General features: G+C 68.9%; 17 protein-coding genes and 2 pseudogenes. 15 read left to right on the forward strand and 4 right to left on the reverse strand.

Annotation, left to right across the window (positions count from 1 at the left end; all coding sequences use genetic code 11):
- Nucleotides 1–34 precede the first annotated feature (34 nt).
- A complete protein-coding gene (gene mfd / locus KB893_RS16065; RefSeq protein WP_213173885.1) occupies nt 35–3,514 on the reverse strand; it encodes a transcription-repair coupling factor in 3,480 nt (1,159 codons plus the stop codon).
- Nucleotides 3,515–3,765: 251 nt separating this feature from the next.
- Between mfd and KB893_RS16070 the strand changes: the two genes are divergently transcribed.
- Nucleotides 3,766–4,521, forward strand: a complete 756-nt coding sequence (locus KB893_RS16070) for a hypothetical protein (protein WP_213173886.1) — start codon at nt 3,766–3,768, stop codon at nt 4,519–4,521.
- A gap of 151 nt (nt 4,522–4,672) precedes the next feature.
- Nucleotides 4,673–4,807, forward strand: a pseudogene (locus KB893_RS18830) (DUF6429 family protein); the annotation flags it as partial.
- 249 nt (nt 4,808–5,056) lie between these two features.
- Here KB893_RS18830 and KB893_RS16075 read toward each other — a convergent pair.
- Nucleotides 5,057–6,058 (reverse strand): integron integrase, encoded by a 1,002-nt coding sequence (locus tag KB893_RS16075; RefSeq protein ID WP_211927828.1) that lies wholly within the window; start codon nt 6,056–6,058, stop codon nt 5,057–5,059.
- 189 nt (nt 6,059–6,247) lie between these two features.
- Between KB893_RS16075 and KB893_RS16080 the strand changes: the two genes are divergently transcribed.
- The 9 genes from KB893_RS16080 to KB893_RS16120 all read left to right on the forward strand — a co-directional run bounded on the left by KB893_RS16080 (nt 6,248) and on the right by KB893_RS16120 (nt 17,601).
- Entirely contained in the window at nt 6,248–6,574 is a 327-nt protein-coding gene (locus KB893_RS16080) for a hypothetical protein (RefSeq protein WP_211927827.1), read from the forward strand.
- A gap of 103 nt (nt 6,575–6,677) precedes the next feature.
- Nucleotides 6,678–7,061, forward strand: coding sequence for a YybH family protein (locus tag KB893_RS16085; RefSeq protein WP_338026993.1), 384 nt, complete (start codon nt 6,678–6,680; stop codon nt 7,059–7,061).
- A gap of 422 nt (nt 7,062–7,483) precedes the next feature.
- Nucleotides 7,484–7,978 carry a hypothetical protein gene (locus KB893_RS16090; RefSeq protein WP_211927825.1) on the forward strand — a complete coding sequence of 165 codons (495 nt, stop codon included), beginning with the start codon at nt 7,484–7,486 and terminating at the stop codon, nt 7,976–7,978.
- A gap of 1,321 nt (nt 7,979–9,299) precedes the next feature.
- On the forward strand, nt 9,300–9,746 hold the full coding sequence (locus KB893_RS16095) for an SEL1-like repeat protein (protein WP_213173887.1): 447 nt from the start codon (nt 9,300–9,302) through the stop codon (nt 9,744–9,746).
- A 19-nt stretch (nt 9,747–9,765) separates the two neighbouring features.
- Nucleotides 9,766–10,410 (forward strand): HAD family hydrolase, encoded by a 645-nt coding sequence (locus KB893_RS16100; RefSeq protein ID WP_211928246.1) that lies wholly within the window; start codon nt 9,766–9,768, stop codon nt 10,408–10,410.
- Nucleotides 10,411–10,928: 518 nt separating this feature from the next.
- On the forward strand, nt 10,929–14,066 hold the full coding sequence (locus KB893_RS16105) for a TonB-dependent receptor (RefSeq protein WP_213173888.1): 3,138 nt from the start codon (nt 10,929–10,931) through the stop codon (nt 14,064–14,066).
- A gap of 104 nt (nt 14,067–14,170) precedes the next feature.
- Entirely contained in the window at nt 14,171–14,932 is a 762-nt protein-coding gene (locus KB893_RS16110; protein WP_213173889.1) for a SapC family protein, read from the forward strand.
- 8 nt (nt 14,933–14,940) lie between these two features.
- Nucleotides 14,941–15,963, forward strand: coding sequence for a cupin-like domain-containing protein (locus KB893_RS16115; RefSeq protein WP_338026992.1), 1,023 nt, complete (start codon nt 14,941–14,943; stop codon nt 15,961–15,963).
- Nucleotides 15,964–16,008: 45 nt separating this feature from the next.
- Nucleotides 16,009–17,601 carry a tryptophan halogenase family protein gene (locus KB893_RS16120; RefSeq protein ID WP_211926931.1) on the forward strand — a complete coding sequence of 531 codons (1,593 nt, stop codon included), beginning with the start codon at nt 16,009–16,011 and terminating at the stop codon, nt 17,599–17,601.
- Nucleotides 17,602–17,860: 259 nt separating this feature from the next.
- On the opposite strand, the gene KB893_RS16125 is transcribed toward KB893_RS16120, so the two are convergent.
- The gene (locus tag KB893_RS16125) at nt 17,861–19,216 is read right to left on the reverse strand and encodes a glycoside hydrolase family 16 protein (protein ID WP_211926932.1); all 1,356 of its coding nucleotides are present in this window, start codon (nt 19,214–19,216) and stop codon (nt 17,861–17,863) included.
- Nucleotides 19,217–19,649: 433 nt separating this feature from the next.
- On the opposite strand from KB893_RS16125, the gene KB893_RS16130 reads away from it, so the two are divergent.
- The 4 genes and pseudogenes from KB893_RS16130 (at nt 19,650) to KB893_RS16140 (ending at nt 23,574) form a co-directional block, all read left to right on the forward strand.
- Nucleotides 19,650–20,030 (forward strand): hypothetical protein, encoded by a 381-nt coding sequence (locus KB893_RS16130; protein ID WP_211926933.1) that lies wholly within the window; start codon nt 19,650–19,652, stop codon nt 20,028–20,030.
- Between the two features lie 334 nt (nt 20,031–20,364).
- Nucleotides 20,365–21,102, forward strand: a pseudogene (locus KB893_RS18835) (Ig-like domain-containing protein); the annotation flags it as partial.
- A gap of 12 nt (nt 21,103–21,114) precedes the next feature.
- Complete coding sequence (locus tag KB893_RS18840) at nt 21,115–22,413, forward strand: glycoside hydrolase family 18 protein (RefSeq protein ID WP_377731234.1); 1,299 nt, start codon at nt 21,115–21,117, stop codon at nt 22,411–22,413.
- Between the two features lie 117 nt (nt 22,414–22,530).
- Nucleotides 22,531–23,574: a glycoside hydrolase family 43 protein gene (locus KB893_RS16140; protein WP_246505728.1), complete on the forward strand. Its 1,044-nt coding sequence runs from the start codon at nt 22,531–22,533 to the stop codon at nt 23,572–23,574.
- 13 nt (nt 23,575–23,587) lie between these two features.
- Here the strand turns inward: KB893_RS16140 and KB893_RS16145 are convergent, their stop codons facing one another.
- Nucleotides 23,588–26,302 (reverse strand): bifunctional acetate--CoA ligase family protein/GNAT family N-acetyltransferase, encoded by a 2,715-nt coding sequence (locus KB893_RS16145; RefSeq protein WP_213173891.1) that lies wholly within the window; start codon nt 26,300–26,302, stop codon nt 23,588–23,590.
- Nucleotides 26,303–26,372 lie beyond the last annotated feature (70 nt).

Raw genomic sequence — 26,372 nt, forward strand, 5'->3', positions numbered from 1 at the left:
AAGGACGGGACCGGTGATGCTAGCGTGCGCGGGCTCAGCCGGCGGCCAGCGTCGCCAGAAGCCCACGGGCGGTGCGGATGCGCGCGGTGGCGTCCGGCATCTCCTGGAGCAGGCGCAGCTTCGTGGGGCCTTCCAGCCTGTAGAACTTCGGCTGCTGCTGGACCAGCTTGATGATCGCCATCGGGTCGATGTTGGGCTTGTCGTCGAACAGCACGCGCCCGCCGGTCTCGCCCAGGTCGATCTTGCGGATGCCCATGGGCGTGGCGACGAGCTTCAGCTCGGCCACCGCGAACAGGGTCTTGGCGGCGTCCGGCAGCAGGCCGAAACGGTCGATCATCTCCACCTGCAGCTCGCGCAGCGCGTCCGCGTCGCGGGCCGAGGCGATGCGCTTGTACAAAGTCAGGCGCGCGTGCACGTCGGGCAGGTAGTCGTCGGGGATCAGGCTCGGCACGTGCAGTTCGACCTCGGCGCCGTGGTCGCTGGCGGTGTCGAAATCGGGAATCTTGCCGCGCTTGATCGAGCGCACCGCGCGCTCCAGCAGCTCGGTGTACAGGCTGAAGCCGACCTCGGCGATCTGCCCGGACTGGCCCTCGCCGAGCAGTTCGCCGGCGCCGCGGATCTCGAGGTCGTGGGTGGCCAGGGTGAAGCCCGCGCCCAGTTCCTCCAGCGAGGCGATCGCCTCCAGCCGCTTTTCGGCATCGGCGGTCATCGCCTTGCGGTCGGGCACCACGAGATAGGCGTAGGCGCGGTGGTGCGAGCGCCCGACGCGGCCGCGCAGCTGGTGCAGCTGGGCCAGGCCGAAGCGGTCGGCGCGGTTGATGACGATGGTGTTGGCGTTGGGGATGTCGATGCCGGACTCGATGATCGTCGTCGACACCAGCACGTTGAAGCGCTGGCGGTGGAAGTCGACCATCACCGACTCCAGCTCGCGTTCGGGCATCTGCCCGTGGGCGAAGCGGATACGCGCCTCCGGCACCAGTTCGGCCAGCTCGCGCGCCTTGCGCTCGATCGACTCGACCTCGTTGTGCAGGAAGTAGATCTGCCCGCCGCGCGCCAGCTCGCGCTGGAAGGCCTCCTTCATCAGCCCCGGGTCCCATGCGGTGATGAAGGTCTTGACCGCGAGCCGGTGCGCCGGCGGCGTGCCGATGATCGACAGTTCGCGCAGGCCGGACATCGCCATGTTGAGCGTGCGCGGGATCGGCGTGGCGGTGAGCGTGAGCAGGTGCACCTCGGCGCGCAGCGCCTTGAGCGCTTCCTTCTGGCGCACGCCGAAGCGCTGCTCCTCGTCGACGATGACCAGGCCGAGGTCCTTGAAGCGCACGTCCTTCTGCAGCAGGCGGTGGGTGCCGACGATGACGTCGATCTGGCCGTCGGCGAGCTTGTCGAGCTCGGCCTTGACCTCCTTGCTGGTCTTGAAGCGCGACAGCACCTCGACGCGGATCGGCCAGTCGGCGAAGCGGTCGCGGAAGTTGCGGAAGTGCTGCTCGGCCAGCAGCGTGGTCGGGACCAGCACCGCGACCTGCTTGCCCGCGCTCGCGGCGACGAAGGCCGCGCGCACCGCGACCTCGGTCTTGCCGAAGCCGACGTCGCCGCAGACCACCCGGTCCATCGGCACCGCGCTCTGCAGGTCGCGGATCACCGAGACGATGGCGGCCTGCTGGTCGGGCGTCTCCTCGAACGGGAAGCCGGCGGCGAACTGCTCGTACATGCCGCGGTCGAAGTCCAGCGCCAGGCCGGCGCGAGCCTGGCGCTTGGCCTGGATCTCCAGCAGCTCCGCGGCGACGTCGCGGACCTTCTCCGCAGCGCGCTTCTTCGCCTTCTCCCAGGCCTCGCCGCCGAGCGAATACAGCGGCGCGGTCTCCACCGAGGCGCCGGAATAGCGGCTCACCAGGTGCAGCTGCGCGACCGGCACGTAGAGCTTGTCGCCCTTGGCGTACTCGATCTCGAGGTATTCGGCCGGCGTGCCGCCGGCCTCCAGCGTCATCAGTCCGCGGTAGCGGCCGACGCCGTGGTCCTCGTGGACGATCGGCGCGCCCTCGGCGATCTCGGTGAGGTCGCGGATGATCGATTCCGGATCGCGGCCGGCGCGGCGGCTGCTGCGCCGCGGCGTGGTCGCGCGTTCCGGGAACAGCTGGCGCTCGGTGAGCACGGTGAGCGCCGGCTCGGTCAGCGCGAAGCCATCGTCGAGCGGGGCGCAGGTGATCGCGAAGGCCTCGCCGCCGGCGACGAACGCCGGCCAGTCGGCGATGGTCGCGGGGCGCAGGTCGGCGCTCTGCAGCTGCTCGGTCAGGGCCTCGCGGCGGCCGGGCGAGTCCGCGGCGATCAGCACGCGGCCCGGATAGGCGTCGAGGAAGCGCTTCAGCGGCGCGGCCGCGGCCTCGCCCTTGGCCGACAGCGGCAGGGCGGGCGCGGGCTGCAGGCCGAGCGCACGCGCTTCGGCCTTCTTCGCGTGCTCCGGCCCGCACACCTCGATGCGCGGCAGCGCGTTGAGGCGCTCGCGCAGGGTCTCGGGCGGAAGGAACAGTTCGCGCGGCGGCAGCACCGGGCGCTCGATGTCGTGCCGGCGCTGTTCGTAGCGGCCGTCGGTCTGCGTCCAGAAGGCATCGGCCGCGGCGCCGACGCCATCGGTCAGGACCACCAGCGGATCGCTGCCGAGGTAGTCGAACAGCGTCGAGGTCGCGTCCGCCCGGTTGTCGTCGAAGAACAGCGGCAGGTAGTACTCGATGCCCGCCGGCGCGGTGCCGGCCTTGAGGTCCTGCAGCAGCGGCGAACGGCGGATGTCGATGTCGAAGCGCTCGCGCAGGCGTTCACGCACGCGCTTGGTGCTGGCCTCGTCGAGCGGGAACTCGCGCGCCGGCAGCAGGCGCACCGCCTCCACGGTCTCCAGCGAGCGCTGGGTCTCCGGGTCGAAGCTGCGGATCGAGTCGATCTCGTCGTCGAGCAGTTCGATGCGGTAGGGCGCTTCGGTGCCCATCGGGTAGAGGTCGAGCAGCGCGCCGCGCACGGCGAAGTCGCCGGGATCGAGCACCTGCGGCACGTGGCGGTAGCCGGCGGATTCGAGCCGGCGCTTCTCGGCGTCGAGGTCGAGGACCTGCCCGCGCTCGACCTGCAGCGCAGAGCCGCTGATGAAGCGCACCGGCGCCAGCCGCTGCATCAGGGTCGCCACCGAGACCACCAGCAGGCCGGCGCGCACGCCCGCGAGCTGGTAGAGCGTGGCCACGCGCTGCGACACGATGTCCGGGTGCGGGCTGAACAGGTCGTAGGGCAGCGTCTCCCAGTCGGGGAACTGCAGCACCGGCAGCGAGGGATCGTCGCCGATGAAGGCGCGCAGGTCGTCCTCGAGCTGGTGCGCGGACTGGGTGTCGCGCGCCACCACCAGCAGCGGGCCGGCATGCGCGCGCGCGGCCTCGGCCAGCATCAGCGCCAGCGCGCTCGCCGACGGCGGCGCCTGCCAGTACGCGCGCTGCTGGCCGGGACGGGGAAGGGGCGGGGAGAGGAGCGGGCTGTTCTTCATGAAGCCGCACAGTTTACCCCGCCGCCCCGGTGCCCGGCCCGTGAGCGTGGCGGCACATTCCCGCCCCGTGCCCATGCCCTGCGCCCTGCGCCCTGTGTAGGAGCGGCTTCAGCCGCGACCCGCGCACGGCACGGGGGTTCCGTGTGGGAAGGGCTTCAGCCCCGACATCCGAAGCGCCCATCCCCCACAACTGTGGAACAATCCGCCCCGGTGCCAGGATCGGCACCGTCGGCTTCGACATGGAGGTTGTCATGCAGCACATCGCTCGCGCCCTTGGCCTGGCGTTCTTCATTTCCGCAACCCTGACCGGCGCCGAGCGCGCGGTCGCGGCGCCGCCGCCCGCGTCGGCCGGCACGGTCCGCAGCGTGTGGACCCTGGATACCCAGTCGTGCGAGGCCGGGGGCGCCAATGCGTTCAACCGGCATCCCAATGAGCGGGAGGTCCAGCAGACGGGCCGGCTGGAGGTGCCGGAGATCGGCTATGCGCTCTCGATCCCGGAGCTGCCCTGGGTCGACGAGAGCGTGGTGAAGGTGCGTCTCGACGACCGTTCGCGCGGACTTTCCGATCATTACCTCCTGCTGTCGGAAGAGGAGTTCGGCGTCCCGTACGGCGCGATCGTCGTCTCTCCAATGCCCGAAGGGATGAGGAGCCGCGAGCACGCACTCGCGGCGGCACAGGCCTACGAGCGCGGCATCGACAAGGCGCAGGCGCCCGGCGTGCGGTTCGCTGCGGTGGCGGGTCCATACGGGGACGCGGTGGAAATGCTCGTCCCCGACCGCGTCGGCTCCAACTGCTTCCCGACCTCCGCCTTCGTCACCGCGCCATCGGCGGACGGACTGCGGACGTTCGGCATCTCCCGGTTCGCCTTCCACGACGGCGACCTGCTGGAGTTCTCGCTGGTGGTCGAGCTGCCGGCCGACCTCACGGAAGGCGAGCAGGTGGAGCGAGCGCGGGCGCTGATGGACGGCTTTTGGCAGGCGCTCGTGCCGATCGACCGGCGACCCTGATGCCGACCGGCGGGTCCTCCGTTCGCTGCAGCAGGCGCGCGCATGTGGCGATGCTGCGGCTCGACGTCGGCGACTGGGTCGTTCTGGAGCGGGGCCTGGACGATCATCGACCCGGCACACGACAGGTCTGGAGGATGCCCTGGACTACGACGTGGCACGGATCGACGAGGCCGTGCTGGCCCTGCTCGTCGCCTTCAACTTCGAAGGCGGACGGTCATGGAAAGGGTTCGACTTTGCGGTAATGGACCGACTGCATGCGCAGGGGCTCATTGGTAACCCGAAGGGCAAGGCGAAATCGTCTGGATCACTCCGGAGGGCTTCGAACGCGGTGGCCGGATCGACGAGCGCCTGTTCGGCGGAACAGCGCCTGGCGGCGAATGAGGTTCCCCGCATCGCCGTAGGAGCGGCTTCAGCCGCGACCGGCCGCACGCGGGACCCTGTGTGGGAGGGGCTTCAGCCCCGACAGGCCCCGACCGAACGCATTCCGAGGGGCGTCCTGCCGGTGCATCCCCCATGGCCATCAGTACGCACTCCGTCACGCCCCCGCATCCATCGGGCTGCGCACGCCACGGCCGCCACGGTTGAGCACGTGGGTGTAGATCTGCGTCGTCGCCACGTCCCGGTGCCCGAGCAGTTCCTGGATGGTGCGGATGTCGTAGCCCGTCTCAAGAAGGTGGGTGGCGAAGGAATGACGGAGAGTGTGGCAGCTGGCCTGCCGCGGAATCCCGGCGCGGCGGACCGCCCCCTTCACGGCACGCTGGATCGCCGACTCGTGGAGGTGGTGCCGGCCGACGTGTCCGGTGCGGGCATCGACGCTGCGCCGCGAGGCCGGGAACAGGTACTGCCATGCCCATTCGCGCGGTGCACCGGGACATTTCCGGGCGAGGGCGCCCGGCATCCAGACCGTACCAAACCCGGCGACGAGGTCGCGCGCATGGACCTGCCTTGCCGCCTCGAGTTGCAGGCGGCAGGCCGGCACCAGGCGCTCCGGCAGGACCGTGCGGCGGTCCCTGCCGCCCTTGCCCTGGCGCACCGTGATCTCGCGACGCGCGAGGTCCAGGTCCTTCACCCGCAGGCGCAGCGCCTCGAGGAGCCGCAGCCCGCTGCCATACAGCAGGCTCGCGACCAGCCATTCGACCCCGTCGAGTTCCGCGAGGAGCGCGGCGACCTCCTCGCGCGTCAGTACCGTCGGCACGCGCTGCGGCCGCTTGGCGCGCTGGATTCCATCGAGCCAGGGAAGATCCACGCCCAGCACCTCGCGATACAGAAACAGCAGCGCCGAAAGCGCCTGGTTCTGCGTCGATGCCGCCACGCCGCCCGCGACCGCGAGCCGGGTCAGGAACGCCTCGATCTCCGGCGCCCCCATCTGCTCCGGGTGCCGCTTCCCATTGGCGAGGATGAAGCGGCGGATCCAGGCGACATAAGCCTCCTCGGTGCGCGGCGAGAGACCCAGTCGACGCATCCGCGCGCGCACCCGGTCGAGCAGCCGCGGTGGGGGAGGGGCGGCATCGCCGGTTTGCGGAACATCGGCGCTCATTGCGGCACCTCTGGCAGACGGCGGGATAGGCTGCGAGATTAGGCCGCCGGGATAGGTTGCCGAGTCGGCGTAGGCGATTGGTCGGATTAGGATTTCTGCTGATGTACGGCGAGCCCGGGCTCGTATAGGCTGCCGTTCTAAGCTGCCGTTCTAGGCTGCGCTTTGCAGTCGAATTAGAGTTAGGCGGCAATGGGCGATCGATCTCACGTCAAGTTGTACTCGGAGCTACTCGCCTTTCTGGAAGAGCACGGCCGCTCGCTGATCGAGTATGGCTCAGCCGAGCGCGGTCTAGCTGCGGGGGATGCCCACGCCTTCGTGGAGCTTCTCCAAACCAATCATGTCCCCCTGCTCGGCATTGAGCTGTGGCGAGCTACCGACGGTGGTTTGGAGCTGGACATCCAAGAGATCTGGTATTTCAGCCATGCTGATGTAACGGCTCGCTACCCAGACGCATGGCGCTACTTCAACCGGGTAGAGACGGGGCCAGGTGATGTTTTTGCCGTCCAGTTCGGCTAGGTTTCCGCCTAACAAGTCAATCAAGCCGAAGCCGCTCCGCGGCTCGGCTTATTTCCAGCGTTAGGCGCCACAGGGAGTACGTCGTGAACGACGAGAGAGAGAGATCCGCAACCTCGTGGAAACTTGGATGACGGCGACAAAGGCCGGTGACTCCAAAGCCGTGCTTGAACTGATGACAGAAGATGTGGTGTTTCTCGTCTCCGGCCAAGAGCCTTTCGGCAAGTCTGCTTTCGCCGAAGCATCCAAGGCTCAGTCCGGGGCATCGGTAGAGTTCGATGGTGAGAGTGAAATCCTGGAGGTCAAAGTCCTAGGTGATTGGGCTTACACGCTCACAAAGCTCCGAGTTACCTCTACTCAGCCTGGCAAGAAGCCCATGGTGCGCTCCGGCCATACGCTCACAGTTCTGCGGAAAAATGCCGGGAAGTGGAGAATTTCTCGTGATGCAAACCTGCTTGTTCCGGTCAGTGCGCCTGAGGTTGGCGCCTAACAATGCGTTCAAGCCGACACTGCTTCGTTACGCCAACCACATGGCAGGGAAAGCCTGCCATGTGGTCGGCTCCACTACGCGGCGCGGCTTAACTTAGGCGTTAGGCCTCATGGATCGAGAAGTCGTACTTGTGGCAATTGATGTTCTGCTCAGAGTCGGCTTCGGGATCTGGGCAGTTGTCTGCTTGCGTTACCTGTATCGAAGCCTGAGGCGCGGCCACGTCTACATAAATGGGCAGGTCGCGACCAGGGGGGCTGAGCCCGTTGGGTTCTGGCTAGTGATGATTGCGCAAACCGTGGTCATATGTGTAAGCGTACGTGTTGGGCTCAGCGGCTATATTTGACGGCGTGCGCTGGAGGCCTAACGGTTCATTCAAGGCGATGCCGCTTCGCGGCACGGATTAATTCTGGTGCTAGGCGGCTATGAACGCATCGGACTTCATCGCGGCAATTGCACTAGTCGTGTCTTTGCTATCGGCATGGATCAGCTATCGCGCGCACCGTCACTCCGTACGAATGAAAGAGGATGAATCCAATCTCGCCTTCTCACGGGAGAAGTCCGAGTTCCTAGTGCGAATCGACAAGGCGCGGAAGTCTTTCGACCACTTGGAGCATCGGCTCAAGGGGCTGCTAGATCGGATCGGTCACGGAGCAGACGACACGAGAAAGGCTTTGGCGGCAGAGGCAGAGCAACTAAAGTCAGACCTGAGCTACCTGGAGGGCTGCCAGCGACAAGCTTGGTCTCTTTGGGAGGAGACATATGAAATGGGTCAGTCTGGGCTAGCTCACCACAAGCCACGCTTTCTCGGGCTCATCGAAGACGACGAGCAGTTCGCGAGTGAGGCGCAGGTGCGATGTGGCCGGACAGAAGAGGCAATTGATAAGGCGGAAACAAAGCTCACAATGTTCTTCGTGTAGCCGCCTAACAATTCATTCAAGCCGATGCCGCTTCGCGTCGCGGCTTAATTCAGGCGTTAGGCAACAAGCAAATGTCGACAGAACTTGAATTATTCAATCAGCACCAAGCGGATGTTCGTAACCGGCTGAACTTCTTGGTTCAGTGCGTACTATTGCTGGGCGGTGGAGCGGTCACGGCTTCAGTCACCGTATTCACCGGATCGTGAAACATTCAACTCGCCGGTATTCAGCCGGCCATCCTAGCCATTTCATGGTGGGCTCTTATCGCTTCTATGTGTTTGGCAATACTGGTTGTTGCGATCGTCGTGCTGCGAGATTACGCACTGGGCGAGCGGTGGCGCCGCTCCTTCAATGACCCATCCGTTGATGCTAGTGGCAAGCCTGGCTGGGTTGACAAAGTAATAATCTTCGCTGGAATCACGTCGCTGCTAGCATTTCTCTCTGGGTTCGTCGGCATCGGCTATGTGGCAACTTCGGTTGTTGCCTAACAATGCATTCAATCCGACGCCGCTTCGCGGCGCGGCTTAATTCCGGCGTTAGCGCTCATGAAACCAAAGCCACCGATGCTCCTAGTTGTTGCTGCTGTCGCGTATTTGGCGTACCTAGTCTGGATGCTCGTCGTAGACTTCACTCCAGTCGTAGCTGGCCGCTTGGAAATTGCCGCGATCTTGTTCTTCTTCGTGTTCCGCGGCAGCAGAGTTGCCGGCAACATTCTTGCCATCCTTTGTGCCTTGAGCGCGCTCGTGCTTCTGATCGCTGCAGTCGCAACATTCAGTAAGGCCATTTCGGGGGCCGTTCTTTTCACGCTCATCGCAGGACTGCTCGCTGCATTTGCGGCTTATCTTTTCTTGAGTCCAACAGTTCGGTCATTTCAAGGCAGGCGCCCTGTAGGATCCCCGCATGAGCGCTAACAATTCATTCAAGCCGAACCCGCTTCGCGGGTCGGCTTGATTCAGGCATGCGGCACCAATGGCAACATTGGTAGAATCTGAAAGAGGTAAGGGGCAGGTTTATTTCGACAGAAAACTGCGCATATAAAATCTGTCAGAACTTGTGCCGACTTTAGGAGTGGCTCGGGAAGCGGAGTCCGTCGATTAGCCGCCGTGGTGACGCAGAACGTCGACGGCCGCGTCGGCGCGACCCAAGCAAAAGGACAGGGAGGTGGTCATGAACGTCATCGCAGCACTGCTTCTGTTGTTGGCGGCGTCGTCGGCCTCGGCCGACGGCAGGGTGGAGCGCCCTGCGGCTGGAGGCCTCCGGCGAATCCGATGCGGCCCTTGCACTGTGGGAGGAGCTGGGCGCCGAGGGCGACAGGAAGGCCATGGTCGCGGCCGGGGTCATCTATCACCAAGGGCTGGGACGGCCGGTCGACTACGACAAGGCGCTGGACTGGTATCTGAAGTCGATGGATGGCGACGCGTTGAACAACATGGGCGTCATGTTCCGTGACGGCACCGGCGTGCCACAGAACGCAAAGATCGCCTACCTGATGTTCCTGACCGTGCACATGACGGGAATGGGCAGCGAGGCGACGATCATGCGTGCGAACCGGAACCTGCGCGCATCGATCGCGGCGCTGCCCCGGGAGGAGATCGACGAGGCGCTCTGCTACACGGTCGATTACTTCATGGCCTACATCGAGAGCCGTGGCAGGCTCGCGGATGTGCCGCAGGATCTGCAGGTATCGCCGGCACGCAGGCGGATCAGGGAGCTCGGCTGGTGGCGCGAGGGAGAACTCGCGCCATACGACTGCCCCGCGGGCACCTGAGGAAGCGGAGGCTGTCCGCATGAACTGTCCTGTTCACGGGCTGACCGCCGTCCGCGCGGTCGTCTTCGACGTCTACGGAACGCTGCTGCGGATCCACCGCCCGCGACGGCCGTATCGACGGCTGCTGGATGAAGCCCGGGGGAGGTCGCTCGTCGTCGATCGACTGCAGTGCGCGCGAGACATCATGTGCAGGGAAGTCGGGCTGGCGGAGGCAGCGTCCCGGATGGAGCTGCGATTGCCGCCGGCACGGATGCGGGAGCTGGAACGGGATCTCGACGAAGAGATCGCAAGCGTGGCGCTGTTTCCCGAAGTGCCGCAGGTCCTGCGGCGCCTGCGCGCGGCAGGCTGCCGGGTCGGCGTCTGCTCCAACCTCGCGGCGCCGTACGTCGCGCCGGCAGAGTGTTTGCTGCAGGGCATGGTGGATGCCGCCGTCTGGAGTTGCCGCGTCGGCATGATCAAGCCCGATCACGGGATCTACGAACTCGCGGCGCTGCGCCTGGGGGTTGCGCCGGGTGAGCTGCTGATGGTCGGCGACAGCCTGGACGCGGATGTCAGAGGCCCGCGGGCATGCGGAGTGCGCGCCCTGCATCTGGACCGGCGGTCGGGACGAGGGGATGTGACCTCGCTGGACGCTCTGCCGGAACTGCTGGGAATGCCCGCCTGAAGACCGATCCCGGAGCGGCAGCACGCACATCGATGTTCGATGCGGCGACGGAGCGATCGCTCCACGCTTTTCGACGCCGCTCCGGCTGGGCGAGGGGCACGTAGGGCCGCCCCCGGGGGTGCGGCCAGCGGTTATTGCACTGCACGGTGACATCGAAAATAACGCGTGTTAACACTGCTTGAACGGGCGTGTTAGCGCTATCAGATAGAGGGATTCAGTCGCGATGCAGGACCGGGTCGCCAGTCCCCGGCGGCCAATGCAGGTGCTGCATTTCCAGAAGATCCAGCAGGAGGCGGGCGCCGTTCGGAATCGGGGCGTTGCCGCCATACCGCCACGAGGCTCCTGACGCCGATGGCGACGGTCCTGGAACCGGGCCGGGGAAAGGTGCGGATGAGTTGTTGCAGGTGTGGGTGTCCGGCATCGGCCGGACGCGGGTGACAGCGCTGACATCGCTGCACGCGCAGGAGAGCGCCCGTCGTACGGATTGCCGTCGAACGCCAGTGCCGAGGAGAAGGCCAATGAACGACAAGCTCAAGCGCTTCAGGTCGACCGCCATGTTCACCATCGTCGGCGGCGTCATCGTCATCAATCCTGCATTCGCGCAGGATCCCGCCTCGTCGCCGCCCGACGCCGCGACGACCCTCGATTCCATCGAGGTGGTGGGCATCCGCAGCAGCCTCAACGAGGCGATGAACATCAAGCGCGAGACGCCGGGCGTGGTGGACGCGATCAGCGCCGAGGACATCGGCAAGTTCCCCGACACCAACCTGGCCGAGTCGCTGCAGCGCATCACCGGCATCTCGATCGAGCGCCGCGACGGCGAGGGCGCGCAGGTCACCGCGCGCGGCTTCGGGCCGCAGTTCAACCTGGTCACCCTCAACGGCCGCCAGATCCCGGGCGCCGACGCCTTCGGCGCGGCGGGCCAGGTCGCCATCGGCGGCGTCGAGGCCGGCACCCGCGCGTTCAACTTCGCGCAGCTCGCGTCGGAGGCGATCAGCGGCATCGAGGTCTACAAGACCGGCCAGGCCAGCGTGCCGAGCGGCGGCATCGGCGCGACCATCAACATCCTCACCGACCGGCCGTTCAATCACCCCGGCGGCGAGATCGTGGCCAGCGCGGGCGCCAAGGCCGTGTACGACGATTCGCAGATCTTCGACAGCGACATCACGCCGGAGGCCTCGGCCATCCTCAGTTACGCCAGTCCGGACAAGGTCTGGGGCGCCGGCCTGAGCGCCAGCTACCAGAAGCGTCATGGCGGCTCGGTGCAGGCGACCGAGAACAACTGGAACGTGGCCCGCTGGAACGGCCCGGACGGCATCCTGCGGCCGGGCGGCACGATCGTGAACGAGCCCGAGATCGGCCAGCTCTACGCGCTGCCCAACGACCTGCGCTATGCGTTTTCCGACTTCGAGCGCGAGCGCATCAACGGACAGGGCGTGCTGCAGTTCGCGCCCAGCGACGCGGTGATCCTGACCCTCGACTACACCTTCTCGCGCAACGAGATCGAGGAGAACCGCGGCGAGCAGGCGCAGTGGCTGCAGCAGGGCAGCTACACCCACCTGGAATTCGACGGCGGCGAGGTGGCCACGCCGACCTACCTGCGCGAGATCGTGGAGACCAAGGACTTCGGCTACGAGCAGCAGCGCAACATGCAGAAGTACGAACTCGACTCGATCGGGATCAACGCCGACTGGCAGGTCAGCACCGACTTCCGCCTCGTGTTCGACGCGCACAACACCACCTCGGAGAGCTCGCCGAACGATCCCGCCACCGGCGGCGGCTCGACCTACTTCAGCATGGCCGGCACCAACAACTGCACGAACGGCCCCTACTGCGGCGGCGCGTGGTCGCAGGAGATGTGGTTCAACAGCGGCCTGCCGGTCATGGCGCGCACCTGGTACCCGTCGATGGGCAATGCCGCGGCCGACAGCAGCGGCGTGGTCAACCCGGACTTCCCGGTCGAGCAGATCGGCGCGCAGGTGCTGCGCGTCAATGCGCTGCAGCAGAAGACCGAGGTCAAGCAGGGGCGCCTCGACGGCGTGCTCGACTTCGACCAGGGCCGGTTCCAGTTCGGCGTCGATTCCTCCGAGACCACGATGACCCGCCGTCAGGCGCAGGAGCAGTACAGCACGCTCGGCGACTGGAGCGCGGCCAACACCGGCAACGAGCCGGGCATGTACCCGCTGCTGTCGCCGATCAACATCGTCGGCCTGTTCGACGATTTCGCCGCCCCCGGCGCACCCACCGGCGCCTGGCGCGGCGACACCACCGCGCTCGGGCAGTGGGCGGTGGATGCCTACGGCGCCAACTTCAGCGTCAGCCCGATCCTGTCCGCCGACAACCGCATCGAGGAGGAGACGCGGGCGGCGTACATGCAGGTCGAGCTGGACGGCAGCATCGGCGAAATGCCCACCCATACCCGCATCGGCGTCCGCTACGAGAAGACCGACCTGACCTCCACCTCGGCGGTGGCGACCCCGACCGCGGTGCAGTGGGAGGCCAACAACGACTTCCGCATCGTGCGCTCCGCCGAGACGCAGCCGTTCTCCGAGACGCACAGCTACAGCTACATCCTGCCCAACCTCGACTTCAGCCTCGACGTCACCGAGGACATCAAGGCGCGCGCCTCCTTCAGCGAGACCATCGCGCGTGCGCCCTACAGCAACCTCTATGCCGGGCCGGGACCGAACCAGCCGACCGGCTCGGTGCTGATCAGCGAGGCCGGCCGCGCGGACGGCAACGCCAACACGCCGACGCTCGATCCGATCGAGTCCGACAACCTCGACCTCGCCCTGGAGTGGTACTTCGCCGACGCCAGCTATGTGTCGATCACCTACTGGAACAAGCGGGTCGACAACTTCATCGGCAACACCGTGGTGCAGGAGAGCCTGTACGGGCTGACCGATCCGACGTCGGGGCCGGATGCGCAGGCCGCGCTGGACTTCCTCACCAGCGCCGCCTGCGCAGCCCAGGTCGGCGCGGCGGGCAACGACGTGGGCGCGGCCTGCTCGGCCAACAACACCGCGCTGTTCACCGCCCTGGCGCTGTACCGGAACGCGGCCGAGACCGGGGGCCTGGCGGCCTACAACGGCAGCGGTGCGCAGGTGCAGGCGATGGAGAACGCCTACGACCTGGTCGGCGCGGCCGACGATCCTCTGTACATGTTCAACGTCAACCGGCCGGTCAACCAGAACAGCGCCAAGCTGCGCGGCTGGGAGCTCGGCGGCCAGTACTTCTTCGGCGACTCCGGCTTCGGCGTGTATGCGAACTACACCATCGTCAACGGCGACGTCGGCTACGACGACGCCGGCGACCCGACCGTGGACCAGTTCTCCCTGCTGGGACTGAGCGACACCGCCAACCTGATGCTGATGTACGAGAAGTACGGCTGGTCGGCGCGCGTGGCCTGGAACTGGCGCGACGAGTACCTGATCCTCGCCAACCAGGGCGGCAGCCGCAACCCGTACTACGTCGAGGCCTACGACCAGGTCGACCTCAGCGTGAACTACGCCTTCAACGACCGCTGGTCCGCGGGCTTCGAGGCGATCAACGTCACCGGCGAGGACGTGCGCTGGCACGGCCGCAGCGACGAGCAGATCGTGCGGCTGCTCGACCAGAGCCCGCGCTACACTCTGGGCGTCCGTTACAGGTTCTGACGCAGGCGACACGGGCGCCGCCTGCCACGGCGGCGCCCCGGCGGAGCGTCATCAGCGGCGGGTGCCCGGCACCCGATTCGATCGACGGAGCCGGCTTCCGCGCAATGGCACGATACGAACTGCTCGACAACGTGGCGCACCGGGATCTGCGCGTGGTCACCGGCTTCGGGGCGGAGCTCGGCGACGCCAGCGGCGTGGTGCCGGCCTTCCCCACGGAATTCGCCGAGCTGCAGCGCGAGTACCCGATCTTCTTCCGCAGGGACGAGGCGTCCGGCGCCTGGCACCCGGTGGCCCTGCTCGGCTTCCAGCCGAACGAGAACCTGTTCCTGCAGGATGGGCGCTGGAACGCGACCTACCTGCCCGGGGCCGTCGCGCGCGGGCCCTTCCTGATCGGGTTCCGCGAGCGGCAGGTCGATGGCGAGCCCCGGCGCGAGCCGGTCGTCCACGTCGACCTCGAGCATGCCCGCATCGCCTCGGGCGGCGAGGGCGAGGCGGTGTTCCTGCCGCAGGGCGGGCACAGCCCCTACCTGCAGCACATCGTCACCGTCCTGCGCGGCATCGCCGACGGCGTCGAGGCGGGGAAGGCGATGTATGCCGAATTCGACGCGCTCGGGCTGATCCAGCCGATGCGCCTGGACATCCGCTTCGACGAGAGCGCCGGGGTGAACCTGACCGGCCTGTACGGCATCGACCGCGAACGACTCGCCGCGCTCGACGCGCCGGCGCTGCACCGGCTGCACGCGTCCGGCTGGCTCGAGGGCGCCTATCTGGTCCTGGCGTCGCTGCACAACCTCCGGCGGCTGATCGCCGAGAAGCAGCGCCGCCTGCGGGCGCAGGCGCACGCCGCGTCCGGCGTGGCCGGCTGAGCGACGCTGTGGGCCAGGTCGCCGCGCCCATCCGCGAGCTCCCGGCATGCCGGCCCGGGGCGCTGCCGCTCGGCGCGCTGCTCGATGCCGGCGAGCCGGTGGTGCTGCGGGGCGTGGCAGCGCACTGGCCGCTGGTGGCGGCCGGCCGTGGCGGCGTGCAGGCGGCGATGGACTACCTGAAGGCGCATGCGACCGAGCGGCCGGTGCAGTACTCCCACGGCGACCGGGAGGTGGCCGGGCGCCCGTTCTATCGCGCCGGGTTCACCGCATTGAACTGCGAAGTGCGCCGCGCCCGCCTGGACCAGGTGCTGGACGAGATCGCCGGCCACCTCGACGACGCCGCACCGCCCACCTTCTACGTGGCCTCGCAGCGCGTGGACGCCTGCATGCCGGGCCTGCGCACCGACAACGACCTCGACTTCGCCGCGCACGGGGTCGAGGCGCCGCCGAGCATCTGGATCGGCAATCGCGTCACCGCTTCGTGCCACTACGATGCGCCGAACAACATCGCCTGCTGCGCGGTCGGACGCCGCCGCTTCACCCTGTTTCCGCCGGACCAGATCGGCAACCTCTACCCGGGGCCGCTCGATCCGACGCCCGGCGGGCAGGCGGTGAGCGTGGTCGATTTCGCGCAGCCCGACTTCGAGCGCTTCCCGCGCTTCCGCGAGGCGCTGGCGACGGCCCGCAGCGCCGAGCTCGAACCGGGCGATGCGCTCTTCATCCCCAGCATGTGGTGGCACCACGTCGAGGCGCTGGCGCCCTTCAACGTGCTGGTCAACTACTGGTGGACGGGCGCGCCGGCGTGGATGCCGTCGCCCATGCACGCGCTCCATCTGGCGCTGTGGGCGATCCGCGACCGCCCCGAGCGCGAGAAGCAGGCCTGGCGCGAGGTGTTCGACTACTACGTGTTCGGCCCCTGCGAGCGCGCCGGCGCGCACCTGCCGGAGGCCGCGCGCGGGCTGCTCGGGCCGCTGGACGACACCCGCGCGCGGCAGCTGCGCGCATCGCTGATCGACCGGCTCAACCGCTGACACCGGCGCGCGGGCCGCGCGCGACACACCGAAGGACGACGCGCGATGGCAAGCGAGGCTGGAAAGATCCGGAAGGTCGTCATCGCCGGGGGAGGCACGGCCGGCTGGCTCGCGGCCTGCGCGCTCACCCACCAGTTCCGCGACCTGCTCGACATCGTCCTCGTCGAGTCCGAGCAGATCGGCACCGTCGGCGTCGGCGAATCCACCGTGCCGACGATCCGCACCTTCCATCGCCTGCTGGGCATCGACGAGCGCGAGTTCATGAGCGCGGTGGCCGGCAGCTTCAAGCTGTCGATCTCGTTCGAGAACTGGACCCGACCGGGCGAGCGCTATTTCCATCCGTTCGGCTATACCGGCGCCGGCACATGGTCGTGCGAGTTCCATCATTTCTGGCTCGACAGCCTGCGCCGCGGCATGCCGTCGGCGTTCGGCGACTTCTGCCTGGAGTCGGTCGCGTCGCGCGCGGGCCGGTTCGCGCTGTCCGACCGCGAGGAGCGCGGCGCACCGCAGTGGTCGCTGCGCTGGGCGCGCAATCCCAATGCGCCCGCACGTCCCGAGCCCAACTACGCCTACCACTTCGACGCCGCGCTCTACGCGGATTTCCTGCGCCGCAAGTCCGAAGGCCGCGGGCTGACCCGGATCGAGGGCAGGATCCTCGAGGTCCGGCGGGATCCGGGCAGCGGCAACGTCGACGCCCTGGTGCTCGAGGACGGGCAGGTCGTGGAAGGCGATCTGTTCATCGACTGCAGCGGCTTCCGCGGGCTGCTGATCGAGCAGGCCATGCGGACCGGCTACGAGGACTGGAACCAGTGGCTGCCGTGCGATCGCGCCGTGGCCCTGCAGACCGCGGCGGTGGAACCGGCGGTGCCGTACACGCGCGCGATCGCACACGAGGCAGGCTGGCGCTGGCACATCGCCCTGCAGCATCGGGTCGGCTGCGGCTGGGTGTTCTCCAGCGCGCACATGTCCGACGACGAAGCCGCGGCACGGCTCGTCGCCGCGACTGGGGCACCCCTCGTGCGCGAGCCGTGGATCGTGTCGTTCCGCACCGGCCGCCGGCGTCGGGCCTGGAACGGCAACGTGGTCGCGCTCGGCCTGGCCAGCGGCTTCATCGAGCCGCTGGAATCGACCAGCATCCACCTGACCCTGAGCGCGATCGCGCGTCTCATCCACCTGTTTCCGGCCGACGGCATCGAGGAGTCGCTGGTCGAGCGCTACAACGAGGTCAGTCGCAGGGAGATGGAACAGGTGCGCGACTTCATCGTCATGCACTACCACCTCAACCAGCGCGACGAGCCGCTGTGGCGGGAATGCCGGGACATGCGCCTGCCCGAGGCGCTCGCCGAGCGCATCCGGCTGTTCCGCGACCGTGCCCATGCCTGGCAGGGCGAGGACGAGCTGTTCCGGCTCGATTCCTGGACCCACGTCATGCTGGGGCAGGGCGTCGTACCCAGGACCCACCACCCGCTGGGCGCCGCGCTCGGCGATGCCGACCTGCGCCGCCTGTTCGACGCCATCCGCCGGCCGATCGACCAGGCCGTGCAGGCGATGCCCGAGCACCAGGCCTTCCTCGAACGCTACTGCCCGGCGGATCCGGCCGTGTGGGCGCAGCGGAAGCGGCAGCCTTCGCCCGCGTGAGGACGTGCTGCCGGGGCTGCGTTCGATTGCGTCCCCGCTCGCGATCGAGCCCCGGACTGCAGTCGTGCCGCGTCGCCTGTAGGAGCGGCTTCAGCCGCGAGCAGGCATCTGCGGGAGAGATCGTGCAGGCGCCCGCGTCGCCGCCGGTCGCGGCTGAAGCCGCTCCTACGAGGTCTGCGCGAGATCGGGGAAGGGGCGAACCGGCGGCACGGCATCTGCAGCCGGGCGGTCCGCCCCGGGACCGGATCGGGATCCGGGATTACGGGCTCTGGTAGTAGACGTCGTCGATGAAGAACTCAACCGACTCGCCCGGCGGGTCGGCGACGACCATGAACATCTGCTTCACCGCATTGAGATCGAGGTCGTAGAACGCGCTGAAGGGGATGCTGACCTCGTGCCACTGGCCGTCGCGGACCAGGCCGTAGTTGTTGCCGCCGTTGACGAAGTCGACCCAGCTGTCGCCGAACGAGGTGTTGATGCCGATCTTGAAGGTGGTCGCGGTGGTGGTGCGCATCCGGAACTTGAGCCAGCCGCCGGCGTAGTTGCCCATGTTGCGCACGTCGTTGGCGACGCCGAGGCCGTACCAGGCACCGGCGCCGGCGCGGAAGGCCATCACCTGGCCGCCCTCGAAGGGCTGCGCCGAGATCGGCGTGAGGTTGTTCCAGAGGTAGAGGTTGGCCTCGCCGTTGTAATCCAGGTGCCCGGCGAGCCCTGCCTGCTCGGAATAGACGCCGAAGCGCCCGGGCGGCGTCGCCGAGTCCGCGCCGACGTAGAGTTCGCTGCCGGCCACGTCCTGGTAGAGACGGATGTAGTCGACTTCCATGCGCCCCGGCACCGGCGCGGTGATGCCGTCGGGCGAGAAGATGCCGGTGTAGGCGCCGCCCACCGCGAGGTTCAGCAGCAGGTACTGCTGGGCGTGGAACTCGTGGGTCGACGAGGCATCCGGGTTGGAGATGTCGAAATCGAAGTACTGCTGTCCGTCGATGGAGACGCGGATGTACTGCGGCGTCCAGTCCATCCGGTAGACGTGGTAGTCGTCGTCGAGGTCGACCGCGCTGGTGTAGTCGGCGCCGTAGTCGGCCTGGGAGCCCTGGTAGTCCCAGTGCACGGCAGCGCCGACCCGGCGATTGACGACACCCTCGGCGATGGCCTGTGCCGAGCCGGCCTCCATCAGGTCGATCTCGCCCCGTGCAGGCCAGACGCCGGCGACGCCGAGCATCCAGTAGGCGGGCCACAGGCCGTTGCCGACCTCGGGGATCTTGATGCGCGCCTCAAGCGTCCCGTACTTGAAGTGCATGCGACCTTCGGTCTTCATCCGCGCCGAGGTATAGGGCATGCCGCCGAAGTCCTCCCGGCGTGCTTCGATCACCAGGTGGCCATTCTCAATGCGGGCGTTCTCGGGCCGGCTGGTGTAGTACTGCAGCTCGCTGTTGCCCCAGCCGCAGAGGCCGATCTGGCAGCCGTTGCCGACGTCGTAGGTCCAGTTGTCGCCGTCTATCGACGGGCCGTCGAAGTTCTCTTCCCACACGGGTGCCTGGGCGTGGGCGGGCAGGGCGAGGGCCGCGCTGCCGAGGCAGGCGGTGGCGAAGAGTGCGGACAGGCGTGCGCGTTCCATACGGTTCTCCTGTGCGTAAGCGGATGGGTTGCCCGCACGAGGGGGCGCGGGCGGGAGGACCCTAAACCCGCGATGACAGCGCTGTCGGGTTTCAGCCTGCAATCGCTGCTTCTGCCGACTCCATCACGAAAAAGTGTTCGTTCGGGATGAAACGCGGGCGAAGGTTCGGTAATTCATGCTGCGCGACAGCACGATGTTGCGCGGTGGACCATCCGAACCAACCGCCGCGTCGGCGTATCGGTACGCGTTGCGGCACCATTGCAGGCCCCGACCGACCGCCGAGCCCATCCGGATGCCGTTCCGCCTCTTGCCGGTACTCGTGCTGCTCCTGCCCGCCGCCGGCTGTACGCTCGGTCCGGAACGCGGCATGCGCGGCATCGCAGCTCGGGCGCCGAGCCTGCATCGGCTCGAGTGCGAGATGGGGCCCTGAGCGATGTGGCGGCTGCTCGTGCGCGTGGAAGGGGTCGCGGTGGCGGCGCTGCTGCTGGCGGCCTGTCTCGTGGGACTGTGGCTTGCGGCCGACGCGCACGTCCGGCCCAACGGGCTGTTCGGCCCCGGCGGGGCGTGGCGGGCAGGTGCGTCGGCCACGCTCGCATTCGGCGCGATCCCCGCTTTGGCCGTCGCCGCCCCCATCTACGCGTGGCTCCTCCACCGCCGGTGGGCGAGCTGGCCGAGGGTGGTGGCGCTCGGTATCTGGCCGGCGGCACCGCTGCTGGCGTGGTCGCCGCAGGTCGCGATGACCGGTCTCGCCTGCGGGATGTTCGTGGCCTGCGCCACGCACGGATGGATGTCGCGACAGTCATCCGGGCGCTGAAGGTGCATCCCGCCAATGCGACCGATCCCGCGCGCAGGGGTGATGCATCGCAGCGGGAAGCCGTGGAGAAGCGTGTCCGGGAGTGACGACGGTCACGATTCGGACGTGCAGCGTTGACAACGATGTCATCGCCTGCCCAGGGTCGATGCGCCGCACCGACGCAGCCAGCGACGACGGCTCGCACTCCGCAAGCCCACAGGGGGCGCATCGCAGGTCCGTCCGAACGGCGGAGCGGGCACGCATGCCTGCACTGGATGTCCATCGACGGGAGTCGCTCGGCGCAAGGCCGGCCAGCCGATCTCCCCCCACGTCGCACCGAAACGGAGACTTCACCATGCACGTGAAACACGCGAGGAGCTGGTTGTCCTGCTGCCTGTTGGCGGCGCTCTGCAGCGGCCACGCCGCGGCCCAGGAGGCGTCCTGCGACGCCGTGCCGCAGTGGACCGCGTCGACCATCTACCAGCCGGGCGACCGGCTCACCTACCGCAACCGCCTCTACCAGGCGGCGATCCCGATCTGGAACTCGCCGCCGGACCACTGCCCGAGCTGCGGCTGGTACGAGGACCTGGGTGCCTGCGGCACCGGGACCGGCAATGTCGCGCCGGGCATCGCGCTGACCGCGCCGGCGCCGGGCGCGCAGTTCGAGGCCGGCGCCAGCGTCGCCCTCGCGGCGAACGCCAGCGACGTCGACGGCAGCGTCGTCCGGGTCGAATTCTTCGTCGACGGCAGCTCCGTCGGCATCGACGACAGCGTGCCGTTCTCGATGCACTGGACCGCCGTCGCCGGCACCCACGCGATCGGCGCCCGCGCCACCGACGACGACGGCGCCACCGCGGACGCGGCGACGCGCACGATCGAGGTCGCCGCCGACGGCGGCGGCGACACCACGCCGCCGAGCGTGCCGCAGGGGCTCGCGGTGGTGGCGAGCACGGCCGGCAGCATCTCGCTGGCGTGGCAGGCCGCGAGCGACGCGGGCGGCGTGGCCGGCTACGACCTGCTGCGCGACGGCCAGGTCGTCGCCCAGCCGACGGCCACGCAGTACACCGACACCGGCCTCGCCGCCGAGACCAGCTACGCCTACGCCGTGCGCGCGCGCGACAGCGCCGGCAACGCGTCGGCGGCGAGCCCGACGCTGCAGGCGCGCACCGCGTCGCCCGACAGCGGCGGCGACGGCAAGCGCGTCATCGGCTACTTCACCCAGTGGGGCATCTACGGCCGCGACTACCAGGTCAAGGACATCGACACCAGCGGCGCCGCCGCATACCTCACCCACATCAACTACGCCTTCGGCAACGTGCGCAACAACCGTTGCGAGGTCGGCGTCACCCAGCCTTCGGATCCGAACACCGGTGCCGGCGGCGACGCCTTCGCCGACTACGGCAAGGCGTTCCAGGCGGCTGAAAGCGTGGACGGCGTCGCCGACACCTGGGACCAGCCGCTGCGTGGCAACTGGAACCAGCTCAAGGAGCTCAAGGCCAGGCATCCCGGCCTGAAGGTGCTCATCTCGCTGGGCGGGTGGACGTGGTCGCGCGGCTTCTCCGAGGCGGCGAAGCCGGCGAACCGCGAAGCCTTCGTGGCCTCGTGCATCGACGCCTACATCCACGGCGACCTGCCGGTGACCGACGGCGCGGGCGGGCCGGGTGCGGCGGCCGGCGTGTTCGACGGCATCGACATCGACTGGGAGTATCCCGCGGCCTGCGGGCTGAGCTGCGGGACGCCCGAGGACCGCGAGAACTTCACCGCGCTGCTGGCCGAGTTCCGCCGCCAGCTCGACGCGGTGCGGCCGGGCCTGCTGCTCACCGTCGCGGTCGGAGCGGGTATCGACAAGATCGAGGTCACCGATCCCGCGCAGTACGCGCCGTATCTCGACTACATCAACGTGATGACCTACGACTTCCACGGCGCGTGGGATCCGGTCACCAACCACCATTCCGCGCTGTTCGCGGCCGAGGGCGATCCGTCCACCGGGGTGCAGGCGACCTACAACAGCGACGCCGCGATCCGCGCCTTCCTCGACCGCGGCGTTCCGGCCTCCAAGCTCAACCTCGGCATCGGCTTCTACGGCCGCGGCTGGACCAACGTCGGCGGCGCCAACAACGGCCTTTACCAGAGCGGCAGCGCCGCCCCGGGCACCTACGAGTCCGGCATCGAGGACTACAAGGTGCTGGCCCAGCTCGGCTGGTCCGGCTTCACCGACGCGGACGCCGGCGCGCACTGGATCTACAACGGCACCACGTTCTGGAGCTACGACGATCCGGCGCTGATCCTCGACAAGATGGCCTACGTCGAGGCGATGGGGCTCGGCGGCGCCTTCTTCTGGGAGTTCAGCGGCGACGACGCCGACGCGACGCTTGTGAAGACGATCGGCCAGGGCCTCGACTGAGCGCCGGCGGGCGCGCCGGCGACACCGGCGCGCCCGACCCCGGCGCCTGCGGAACGTGCGCGGGCCGCGGCGGCTATCCTCGGATCGCCGCGCCGCGCACGTTTCCCTGGAGCCCGCATGCCCGCCCTGATCCCGATCCGCCGCACGCTCGCCCTCGTCCTGGCCATGGCCTGTGCGGGGGCATCCGCGCAGCAGGAGCCGCCGCCGGCGGAGGCAGGCGGCGCGCTCCATGCGGGCAATCCGGTCTTCCCCGGCTGCTATGCGGACCCCGAGGGCATCGTCATCGGCGACAGGTACTGGATCTATCCGACCTGGTCGGCGCCGTACGACGAGCAGACCTTCTTCGATGCCTTCTCCTCGCCCGATCTCGTCGCCTGGACCAGGCACCCGCGCATCCTCGACAGGGAGGCGGTGAGCTGGGCGCGGCGGGCGATGTGGGCGCCGGCGATCGTGCCCAGGGACGGCCGCTACTACCTGTTCTTCGCTGCCAACGACATCCAGAGCAATGCGGAGATCGGCGGCATCGGCGTGGCCGTGGCCGACGACCCGGCGGGGCCGTTCCGCGACCTGCTGGGCGAGCCGCTGATCGGCAAGATCCACAACGGCGCGCAGCCGATCGACCAGTTCGTGTTCCGCGACGTCGACGGCCAGTACTACATGTACTACGGCGGCTGGTCGCACGCCAACGTGGTGCGGCTCAAGGACGACTTCACCGGGCTGGAGCCGTTCGCCGACGGCACGATCTTCAAGGAGATCACGCCGGAGGGCTACGTCGAAGGGCCTTTCATGTTCCGCCGCGACGGCAGGTACTACCTGATGTGGTCCGAAGGCGGCTGGGGCAGGCCCGACTATTCGGTCGCCTATGCGATCGCCGACGCGCCGACCGGGCCGTTCGAGCGCGTCGGCAAGGTGCTCGAGCAGGATCCGGAGGTGGCAACCGGCGCCGGCCACCACTCGGTGATCCACGTGCCCGGGGACGACGCTTGGTACATCGTCTACCACCGCCGCCCGCTGGGCGAGACCGCGGCCAACCACCGCGTAGTCAGCATCGACCGCATGCGGTTCGACGCCGACGGCCGCATCCTGCCGGTCACCCTCACCCATCGCGGCGTGGCCCGGCACCCGCTGCGCAGCGACGAGGCGGCCGGCGCCGTGCGCTGATCCCGCCGCAGCGTCAGTCGGGGCGTTCGATCGGCAGGCTGACCAGGGCGACGCCGATGTCGTCCGGGTCGTTGCGGATGTCGAAGCCGAGGTGACGGCACATCGCGAGCATGTTGTCGTTCTCGCGCAGCACCTGGCCGGTGATCCGCGCCAGCCCGGCGCGGCGGGCCTGCGCGATCAGGCGCTGCATCAGTGCCCAACCCAGCCCCATGCCCTTCAGGTCCGAGCGCAGCAGGATCGCGTACTCGCCCTCGCGCGCGTCGCCGGCCGCCGATTCCGGATCGGCGTGGATCTGCGCGATGCCCAGCACCTCGTCGGCGTCGTCGACCGCGATGATCACGATCACCCGCGCGTAGTCGATCTGGGTCAGGCGGGCGATGAAGGTGCGACTGAAGTGCTTGACCGGCGCGAAGTAGCGCTGGCGGATGTCGTGCGGGTCGATGCGCTCGAAGAAGCGCCGCAGCCGCTCCTCGTCGTCGGGGCGAACCGCACGGGTGTGCACGCGCATGCCGCCGCGCAGGGCGAGGTCGCCCTCCAGCGCCTTGGGGTAGGGCTTGATCGCGAAGCGTGGATTGGTGGCGTCGGGCGAGGGCGGCGTGCCGGGATCGATGCGCACCCGTGCATCGAGCGCGAGCACGCCGTCGGCATCGGCCAGCAGCGGGTTGATGTCGAGCTCGCGCACCTCCGGGATCTCGGCGCTGAGCTGGGCCAGCTTGACCAGCACCAGCGCCACCGCGTCGAGGTCCGCCGCGGGCCGGCCACGGAACGCGCCGAGCAGCTTCGCCACCCGGGTGCGGCCGATCAGGTCGTGGGCCAGGCCCATGTGCAGGGGCGGCAGCGCCAGCGCGGTGTCGTCGACGACCTCCACCGCAATGCCGCCGGCGCCGAACAGCACCACCGGCCCGAACACCTCGTCGTCGGCGAGCCCGGCGATCAGCTCGCGCGCCTGCGGGCGGCTGTGCATCGGCTGCACCAGCACGCCGGGCAGGCGCGCGTCCGGACGCCGCGCGGCCGCGCGGGCGAGGATCGCGGCGGCGGCGGCGTGCACGGCGTCGACGCTGTCGAGCCCGAGCACGACGCCGTCGACGTCGGACTTGTGCTGGATGTCGGGCGAATGGATCTTCACCGCCAGCGCCGCGTGCCGGGTGAACAGCGCCTCGGCATGCGCCGCGGCGGCCTCCGGCGTGGCGGCGAGGTGCACCGGCGGCATCGGGATGCCGTAGCAGCCCAGCAGCGCCTGCACCGCGGCCGGGTCGAGCCACTCCTCGCCGCGCGCCGCGGCGTCCGCGACCAGCGCGCGTGCGCGCCCGGTGTCCGCATCGAACTCCTCCGGCAGGGAGGGAGGGGTCGCCATCAGCTGTTCGATCGCCTGGCGGTAGCGCACCAGGTGCACGAAGCCGCGCACCGCGCCGGTGAGGGTGCGGTAGCTCGGCAGGTCGAAGGCGTCGAAGGGCGCGCGCGTGTCCGGCATCTCGCCCAGCCAGCAGGCCAGCACCGGTTTGGGCTCGCGCTGTGCGCGCCGGCGCGCATCGACGTGCTCGGCGACGCGCTCGGCCAGCTCGACCGGCGAGACCAGGGCGGTCGGCGTGTGGATGACGAACAGCCCGTCGTTGGCCGGATCGTCGTAGAGGATGTCGATGGCGGCGAGGTAGCGCTCGATGTCGGCATCGCCGCCGATGTCGACCGGATTGCCGCGCGACCAGGTCGGCGGCAGCGCCGCGTCCAAGGCGGCGGTGGCGGCGTCGGAGAGGTCCGCGGCGACGCCGCCGAGGTCCAGGAGGCGATCGATCGCGAGGATGCCGACGCCGCCGCCGTTGGTGAGGATGGCCAGGCGCTGGCCGTCGATCGGGCGCAGGTGCGAGAGCGTGTTGGCGGCGGCGAACAGTTCCTCGAGGTCGTTCACGCGCAGCAGGCCGGCACGGCGGATGGCCGCGTCGTAGACGGCATCGCGGCCGGCCAGGGCGCCGGTGTGCGAGGCGGCCGCGCGCGCGCCGGCGGCGTGGCGGCCGGCCTTGACCACGATCACCGGCTTGGCGCGCGCCGCCGCGCGCGCCGCCGACAGGAAGCGTCGCGCGTCGCCCACCGATTCCATGTACAGCAGGATGGCGCGGGTGCCCGGGTCGGTCGCGAAGTGGTCGAGCAGCTCGCCGAGGTCGACATCGGCCATGTCGCCCAGCGAGACGATGCCGGAGAAGCCGATCCGCCGCGCATTGGCCCATTCCACCGTGGCGGTGACGATGGCGCCGGACTGGGCGAGCAGGGCGAGGTCGCCCGGTTGCGCCGGGCTGGCGGCGAAGCTGGCGTTGACCCGGTGTCGCGGCGACAGCACGCCGAGGCAGTTCGGGCCGACCAGGCGCAGCCCGTGGCGGCGCGCGGTGGTGGCGATGCGTTCGCGGACCGACCCGGGGCCGTGGCCGAGCCCGGCGGTGATGACCACCGCGACCGTGACCCCGGCGCGGCCGGCATCCTCGATCACCTGCTCGACGTGCCGCGGCGGCACGGTGACCACGACGAGGTCGGGCACGTGGTCGAGGTCGCGCAGGCGGCGCACGGTGGCGTGGCCGTCGATCTCCTCATGCCGCGGCGTGACCACCGACAGCGTGCCGGCGAACCCGGCCACGCGCAGGTTCTCGGCGATGACCCGACCAAGGCTGCGCTCGCGGGGGCTGCCGCCGCAGACGGCGATGGCACGGGGGCGGAACAGCGCGTCGAGGCCGGTACGGTGCATGGGCGGTCCAGGCGGGGCGCGTCCATCTTGGCCGCCGCCGCCCGCGCTGTCAGCCCGCGCCGCGGCATCG

The organism is Coralloluteibacterium stylophorae (assembly GCF_018122625.2).
Taxonomy (GTDB): domain Bacteria; phylum Pseudomonadota; class Gammaproteobacteria; order Xanthomonadales; family Xanthomonadaceae; genus Coralloluteibacterium; species Coralloluteibacterium stylophorae.